At 73.8% G+C, this 6,964-nt stretch carries 8 protein-coding genes; 6 read left to right on the forward strand and 2 right to left on the reverse strand.

Annotation, left to right across the window (positions count from 1 at the left end):
• Positions 1-104: 104 nt before the first annotated feature.
• On the forward strand, positions 105-1,151 hold the full coding sequence (locus tag ACFVSN_RS22785; RefSeq protein WP_380445481.1) for an LLM class F420-dependent oxidoreductase: 1,047 nt from the start codon (positions 105-107) through the stop codon (positions 1,149-1,151).
• Between the two features lie 24 nt (positions 1,152-1,175).
• Here the strand turns inward: ACFVSN_RS22785 and ACFVSN_RS22790 are convergent, their stop codons facing one another.
• Positions 1,176-2,165: a magnesium and cobalt transport protein CorA gene (locus ACFVSN_RS22790; protein ID WP_387956460.1), complete on the reverse strand. Its 990-nt coding sequence runs from the start codon at positions 2,163-2,165 to the stop codon at positions 1,176-1,178.
• A gap of 95 nt (positions 2,166-2,260) precedes the next feature.
• Here ACFVSN_RS22790 and ACFVSN_RS22795 point away from each other — a divergent pair, with 95 nt between their 5' ends.
• The 5 genes from ACFVSN_RS22795 (at position 2,261) to ACFVSN_RS22815 (ending at position 6,467) form a co-directional block, all read left to right on the forward strand.
• Positions 2,261-2,953 carry a histidine phosphatase family protein gene (locus ACFVSN_RS22795; RefSeq protein WP_387956461.1) on the forward strand — a complete coding sequence of 231 codons (693 nt, stop codon included), beginning with the start codon at positions 2,261-2,263 and terminating at the stop codon, positions 2,951-2,953.
• 144 nt (positions 2,954-3,097) lie between these two features.
• Positions 3,098-3,664 (forward strand): DUF3090 domain-containing protein, encoded by a 567-nt coding sequence (locus tag ACFVSN_RS22800; protein WP_380445478.1) that lies wholly within the window; start codon positions 3,098-3,100, stop codon positions 3,662-3,664.
• Between the two features lie 56 nt (positions 3,665-3,720).
• Positions 3,721-4,506 (forward strand): SCO1664 family protein, encoded by a 786-nt coding sequence (locus ACFVSN_RS22805; RefSeq protein WP_380445494.1) that lies wholly within the window; start codon positions 3,721-3,723, stop codon positions 4,504-4,506.
• 63 nt (positions 4,507-4,569) lie between these two features.
• Complete coding sequence (locus ACFVSN_RS22810) at positions 4,570-5,499, forward strand: AraC family transcriptional regulator (protein WP_380445477.1); 930 nt, start codon at positions 4,570-4,572, stop codon at positions 5,497-5,499.
• A 131-nt stretch (positions 5,500-5,630) separates the two neighbouring features.
• Positions 5,631-6,467, forward strand: a complete 837-nt coding sequence (locus ACFVSN_RS22815; RefSeq protein ID WP_387956462.1) for a carbohydrate-binding protein — start codon at positions 5,631-5,633, stop codon at positions 6,465-6,467.
• Positions 6,468-6,507: 40 nt separating this feature from the next.
• Here ACFVSN_RS22815 and ACFVSN_RS22820 read toward each other — a convergent pair.
• Positions 6,508-6,964, reverse strand: a 457-nt coding sequence (locus tag ACFVSN_RS22820) for a transposase (RefSeq protein WP_387956463.1), incomplete at its 5' end; no start/stop codon positions are given.

The following is a 6,964-nucleotide window of genomic DNA, read 5'->3' on the forward strand; positions in this document are numbered from 1 at the left end:
GCCTGCGGCGCGGTGGCCGGATCCGCCGCTACCGACCAGTAGCATCACCGCGGGGCACCCGGTTACCCTCACCACCAAGCCCACCCGACTGGAAGGTTCGGCACATGCGACTCGGCATCAACCTCGGCTACTGGGGACTCGGCATGGACGCCGACAACATCGCCGTGGCCCAGGAGGCGGACCGGCTGGGCTACTCGGTGTGCTGGGCGGCCGAGGCGTACGGCTCGGACGCGGCGACCGTGCTCAGCTTCGTCGCGGCGAGGACCGAGCGGATCGACGTCGGTTCGGCCATCTTCCAGATCCCGGCCCGCACCCCGGCCATGACCGCGATGACCGCCGCGACCCTGGACACGCTGTCCGGCGGCCGGTTCCGGCTCGGCCTCGGCGTCTCGGGCCCGCAGGTCTCCGAGGGCTGGTACGGCGTGAAGTTCGACAAGCCGCTCGCCCGCACCCGGGAGTACGTGGAGATCATCCGCAAGGCGATGTCCCGCGAGCGCCTGGTGCACGAGGGGCAGCACTGGACGCTGCCGCTGCCCGGCGGCCCGGGCAAGCCGATCAAGCTGACCGTCCACCCGGTGCGCGAGCACATCCCGCTGTACATCGCCGCGATCGGCCCGAAGAACCTGGAGCTGACCGGCGAGATCGCCGACGGCTGGCTCGGCATCTTCTTCTCGCCCGAGCACGCCGGGCTCTCCCTCGACGCGCTGCGGGCCGGCCGCGAGAAGAGCGGGCTGACGCTCGACGGCTTCGACCTCTGCCCGACGGTGAACATCGTGGTCGGCGAGGACATCAAGGCCGGCGTCGACTCGCTGCGCTCCTACGCGGCGCTGTACATCGGCGGCATGGGCAGCAAGGAGAAGAACTTCTACAACCAGCTCGCCCGGCGCATGGGTTACGAGCAGGCCGCCGACGAGGTCCAGGAGAAGTACCTGGCCAAGGACTACGCGGGCGCCGCCGCGGCCGTCCCGCACGACCTGATCGACGCCACCGCGCTGATCGGCGACACCGCCCGCATCGCCGACCGCATGCAGGCCTACGCCGAGGCGGGCGTCACCACGCTCACCCTGGCCCCCGGCGGCTTCGGCCTCGACGAGCGGATCCAGGCGCTGCGCACGGGAGTCGAGGCCCTGGAGCGCGCCGGCCTCGCCTAGGAGTGTCCTGGCGCCAAGCGGCTCCTACAGCCAGTCGTGCCGCTTGAACACCCGGTGCAGCACCACGCAGACGACCGCCATCAGCCCGAGGACCGCCGGGTACCCCCAGGGCTGGTGCAGTTCGGGCATGTCGTCGAAGTTCATGCCGTAGACGCCGGCGATCATCGTCGGCACCGCGGCGAGCGCCGCCCAGGCGGAGATCTTCCGCATGTCGTCGTTCTGCTGCACGCTGACCTGCGCCAGGTTGGCGGCGAGGATGTCGGACAGCAGCCGGTCCATGCCGTCCACCTGGTCGTTCACCCGGGCCAGGTGGTCGGCGACGTCCCGCAGGTAGGGCGCCGCCTCGGGGCGTACGAAGGCGGCGCCGCGCTCCAGGCGCGACATCGGCTCCAGCAGCGGACCGGTGGCCCGGCGGACGGTCATCACCTGCCGCTTGGCGCCGTAGATCCGCCCGGCCGCGTCGCTGCCGGTGCGGCCGGGGGCGAAGATCTCCGCCTCCAACTCGTCCAGGTCGTTCTGGAGCGCGGCGGCGACGTCCACGTAGCTGTCGACGACGGTGTCGCAGACGGAGTGCAGCACCGAACTCGGGCCGTACGTGACGAGGTCGGGCCGGTGCTCCAGCGCTTGCCGCAGGCCGCCGGGCGGGCTGTCCCCGCCGTGCCGGACGGTCAGCACGAAGTCGGCGCCGACGAAGACCATCACCTCGCCGGTGGTCACCTCGCGGGTGTCCGGGTGGTAGCCGAGGGACTTGAGCACGACGAACAGTGAGCCCTGGTAGGCCTCGACCTTGGGCCGCTGGTGGGCGCTCGCGGCGTCCTCGACGGCCAGCGGGTGCAGCCCGAACTCCGCGCTGACCCAGCCGAGTTCCTCGGCGGTCGGCTCGAAGAGGCCTATCCAGACGAAGCCGCCGGGCCCGGCGGCCGCGGCGGCTCCGCGGGTGCCCGCCGGGCCGGGCAGCTCCTCGACCAGACGGCCGTCGCGGTAGATGGCGCAGTGGACGATCATGCGGGCCATTGTGGCCCGGGGACCCCGGCCCGCCCCGGACCGAGCCCGCCACGGAGAGCCGCCCGCCGCCCGCGCCCCCGCGCGGAGGCCGTAGGCTAGGCCCCATGCCGACCCTGCTGCTCGTCCGCCACGGCCGCTCCACCGCGAACACCGCCGGGATCCTGGCCGGTTGGACGCCCGGGGTGGACCTCGACGACACCGGGCGCGCGCAGGCCGCCGCGCTCGCGGACCGGCTCGCCGGCATCCCGCTGGCGCAGGTCGTCAGCAGCCCGCTGGAGCGCTGCCGGCAGACCCTGGAGCCGCTGCTCGCCGCCCGGCCCGAGCTGGGCGGTCCCGCCGTCGACGAGCGGCTCGGCGAGTGCCACTACGGCGAGTGGACCGGTCGCCCGCTGGCCGAGCTGGCCAAGGAGCCGCTGTGGCGCACCGTCCAGGACCACGCCGCCGCCGCGGCGTTCCCCGGCGGTGAGTCGCTGCGCGAGCTGAGCCACCGCACGGTGGACGCGGTGCGCGAGTGGAACGGGAAGATCGCCGCCGAGCACGGCGACGACGCGGTCTGGCTGGCCTGTTCGCACGGTGACGTCATCAAGGCGGTCGTCGCCGACGCGCTCGGCCTGCACCTGGACCACTTCCAGCGGATCAGCGTCGAGCCGTGCTCGGTCACCGTGATCCGCTACACGCCGCAGCGCCCCTTCGTGCTGAGAATGGGCGACACCGGTGACCTGGCCTCGCTCGCGCCCCGGCACGGCGCGGCGCCGGTCGCGCCGGCCGGTGACGCCGTGGTCGGCGGCACCGCCTGACCCACCGGGTGCCATCCCGGCCCTGGCCTCCGGCTCGGCTCCCCCGGCGGGGCCCGGAGGTCGTAGGGTGACTAACGAGTCCAACGATCCCGCGCGATCCCCCCGGCGGATCCGCATCAGAGCGACACGATCCGGAGCGAGAGCGTGCCCCGTCAGGTCTTCTTCTACGACCAGCCCGAACGGTTCGTGGCCGGCACCGTCGGCCAGCCCGGCGCCCGGGCGTTCTACCTGCAGGCCAGCGCGCGGGGCCGGATCACCAGCGTGCTGCTGGAGAAGACCCAGGTCGCCGCGCTCGCCGAGCGGATCGAGGAGGTCCTGGACGAGGCGCTGCGGCGCAGCGGCGGGGACCCCGCCATCCCGGCCGCCGCCCCGCAGGACCTGCTCGACACCGCGCCGCTGGACCTGCCGCTGGAGCAGGAGTTCCGGGTCGGCACGATGGCCCTGGCCTGGGACAGCGTGGACGGCTGCCTCGTGGTCGAGGCACAGGCGCTGGTCGAGGAGGAGGACGAGGAGGCCGCCGAGGCGGTGTTCGAGGACGACGACGACGGCCCGGACATGCTGCGCGTGCGGCTGTCCGGCGCGATGGCCCGGGTGTTCGCCAAGCGCGCGCTGGACCTCGTCGCGGCCGGCCGCAAGCCCTGCCCGTTCTGCAACCTGCCGCTCGACCCGGAGGGCCACCTGTGCCCGCGCGCGAACGGCTACCGGCGCTGAACACCGAGACCCCGCCCCAGGCGGACCCGGCCGCGGCCGCGGCCCTCGCCGCCGACGTGCCCACCGCCCTGGCGCTGCTGCGCGAGGGCGGGCTGACGGTGCACGGCCGCCTCACCGAGGCCTCCAACGCGGCCCTCTACTGCACCGTCGCGCTCGGCTCGCTGAGTGCTCAGGCGGTCTACAAGCCGGTGGCCGGCGAGCGCCCGCTGTGGGACTTCCCGGACGGCACGCTCGCGGGCCGCGAGGTCGCCGCGTACGAGCTGTCCGCCGCGACCGGCTGGGCGCTGGTCCCGCCGACGGTGCTGCGCGACGGACCGCACGGGCCCGGCATGGTGCAGCTGTGGGTCGAACCGGATCCGGAGGCCGACCCGCTGCTGGCCCTCCAGGACCCGTCCGGCCCGGAGCCGGGCTGGCTGCCGATCGTCCGGGCGGAGGTCGGCGGCGGGCGCACCGCGCTGCTGGTCCACCACGACGACGACCGGCTGCGCCGGCTCGCGGTGCTGGACGCGGTCCTCAACAACGCCGACCGCAAGGGCGGTCACCTGATCCCGGCGGCCGACGGCCGGGTCTACGGCATCGACCACGGCGTCACCTTCAACACCGAGGGCAAGCTGCGCACGCTGCTGTGGGGCTGGGCCGGGGATCCGCTGTCGGCCGAGGCGCTGGAGATGCTGGCCCGGCTGGCCGGGGAGCTGGACGGCGAGCTCGGTGCGCGCCTGGCCCCGCACCTGACGGCCGCCGAACTGGCCGCGACGCGCGCCCGGGTGGACGGGCTGCGCGGGACGGGGCTGCACCCGCTGCCGTCCGAGGACTGGCCCGCGATCCCCTGGCCGCCGGTGTAGGGCGTGTCCTTCGGCTGAATCGGTGGTATGGACCTGTCAGGCGGGCCGGAGCACACTGCTCCGATGGACGCACGACGGACCACCCCCACTCCCCGTGCCACGCCGGACCTGCCGCTGCACCGCCTCCAGGTCCCGCTGCCGCACCTGCTCCCGTTCGCCATCGGCACGTTCGACACGATCGGCCCGCTCTCCCGGGCCGGCTTCCCCCACCGGCACTCCTTCTACGAGATCGTGCACGTCACCGGCGGGCGCGGCGCGCACGTCCTGGACCTGGTTCACCGGCCGCTGGCACCACCGCAGTTGTGCGTGATCGCGCCCGGCCAGGTGCACTACTGGGCGGACGCGGACGAACTCGCGGGCCGGGTCGTCCTGTTCAACGAGGACTTCCTGCTCGGCCGGCCGCGCGACCTCGCCGCCCTGCGCGCCCTGGCCACCCGGCCGGGCCTCGACCTCGGCGACCAGGCAGACCCGGTGGGCGCTCTGCTCGCCGACATGGAGCACGAGTTCCTGACCACGCCGCCCGGATTCCAGGGCGTGCTGCAGGCCAGTCTGCACATCCTCATCGTCCGCGCCCTGCGCGCCGCCTCCCCGGGCGAGCCGGGGGCGATCTCGGGCCGCCCGGGTGAACTGGCCGCCGCCTTCACCCGGTTGATCGCCCGGCCCGGCGGGGTGCGGCACTCGGTGGCCTCCAGTGCGCAGGAACTCGGGGTGTCCCCGGGCCACTTGCAGACGCTCGTCAAACAGGCCACCGGCCGCACACCGGGCGGGCTGATCCGCCGCCAGCAGACCCTGGAGGCCAAACGCCTGCTCGCCTGCACGACTTTGACGGTCCGTCAGGTGGCTCAAGAGGCCGGGTTCGCCGATCCGGCCTACTTCTGCCGCTTCTTCCGGCGGGAGACCGGTATGACGCCGGGGGAGTTCCGGACCGGGGTCGGCGGAAATCACCACGATCCCAGGATCGCGTCCATCGCGGCGCGCCCGGACGGCCCGTAGGTTTGCCGGTGGCCACCGGTGGCCGCGCCGGCGCGCGCGGACGGCCGACCGGTCCGGCCCTTGTCATGCCCCCACCACGACAAGGGTCACCCCCCGCTTCCGTCATCCGTGCCCCCCGAAGGAGCAGGCACATGCCCACCCCCGACGGCAGGATCAGCCGCAAGACCGTCCTGAAGGCCGCCGCGGCGCTCGGCGCCGCCCCGCTGCTGTTCGGCGGCGGCGTCGCGCTCGCCCGCGAACAGGCCGGCAGCGGCCGCGCCCTGACCCCCACCCCGGCCTGCCACGACGGCGACGAGCCCACCATCGAGCAGACCGAGGGCCCCTACTTCAAACCCGACTCCCCGCTGCGCGCCGACCTGTCCGCGGACGGGCCCGGCACCCCGCTGACCGTCAGCGGTTACGTCTTCGGCCGGGCCTGCCTGCCGATCTCCGGCGTGCTGCTGGACTTCTGGCAGGCCGACGACGGCGGCGCCTACGACAACGCCGGCTACACCTTCCGCGGCCACCAGTTCACCGACGCCCAGGGCGCGTTCCGGCTCACCACGATCGTCCCCGGCCTCTACCCCGGCCGCACCCGGCACCTGCACGTCAAGCTCCAGGCCCCCGGCCGGCCGGTGCTCACCACCCAGCTCTACTTCCCCGGCGAGCCCCGCAACAACACCGACACCATCTTCGACGCCCGGCTGCTGATGAGCGTCCGCCAGTCCGGCCCCGGCGAGGAGGGGTCGTACGACTTCGTCCTGGACGTCCCGCAGACCCCCGGCAGCCCGAGCCCGACGCCGACCCCCACCGGGACCCCGACCGGCACGCCCACCCCGCCGCCCGGCGGCAGCTGGTCCCCGGGCCGGACCTACGCCGCGGGCGACCGCGTCACCTACTCCGGCGCCTCCTACGTCTGCCTCCAGGCGCACACCGCCATGGCCGGCTGGGAGCCGCCGAACGTACCGGCCCTCTGGCAGCGGTCCTAGAAGGCTGATGAAGATCTTGGTGTGATCGGGGCTGCCGCTGTCAGGCGGCAGCCCCGATCTGCCAGGTGGTGCCGTTGTGGGTGAGTCCGAGGTTGATCAGGGTTCGCAGGTTGAGGGCGGCGGCGCGGGTGTGGAGCCAGGTGTCGTTCTTGATGGTGCCGCGGTGTCGTAGGCGTCGGTTGCCGTGGGCGACGAGCCAGGCGACGGCGCGTTCGACGGGTGGGCGCCAACGGCGGTAGACGACCTGCCACTCGGGTGTACTCGCGGCCTTGCGGGCTTGCGCCATGAGGTCGTGGTCGGGGCGGATGGTGACGATCCGGCCGGCCTTGGCCCGGCTGCACCGTTCACGCAGGGGACAGCCGGTGCAATGACCGGTGAAGACCGCCTTGCGCTGCAGGTGCTGACCAGACGGCTCGGACAATGCGACGGTGTGGCCGGCCGGGCAGGTCACCGTGCCGCCCGCGGTGTCGATGGCGAAGTCGTCGAGGCTGAAGCCG

Source organism: Kitasatospora sp. NPDC057904 (assembly GCF_042887925.1).
Taxonomy (GTDB): Bacteria; Actinomycetota; Actinomycetes; order Streptomycetales; family Streptomycetaceae; genus Kitasatospora.

Excerpts from the sequence above, each read along its gene's own strand:
- ACFVSN_RS22815 (WP_387956462.1), top strand. The coding sequence starts at position 5,631 with ATGCCCACCCCCGACGGCAGGATCAGCCGCAAGACCGTCCTGAAGGCC.
- ACFVSN_RS22790 (WP_387956460.1), bottom strand. The coding sequence starts at position 2,165 with ATGGCCCGCATGATCGTCCACTGCGCCATCTACCGCGACGGCCGTCTG.
- ACFVSN_RS22810 (WP_380445477.1), top strand. The coding sequence starts at position 4,570 with ATGGACGCACGACGGACCACCCCCACTCCCCGTGCCACGCCGGACCTG.
- ACFVSN_RS22785 (WP_380445481.1), top strand. The coding sequence starts at position 105 with ATGCGACTCGGCATCAACCTCGGCTACTGGGGACTCGGCATGGACGCC.
- ACFVSN_RS22795 (WP_387956461.1), top strand. The coding sequence starts at position 2,261 with ATGCCGACCCTGCTGCTCGTCCGCCACGGCCGCTCCACCGCGAACACC.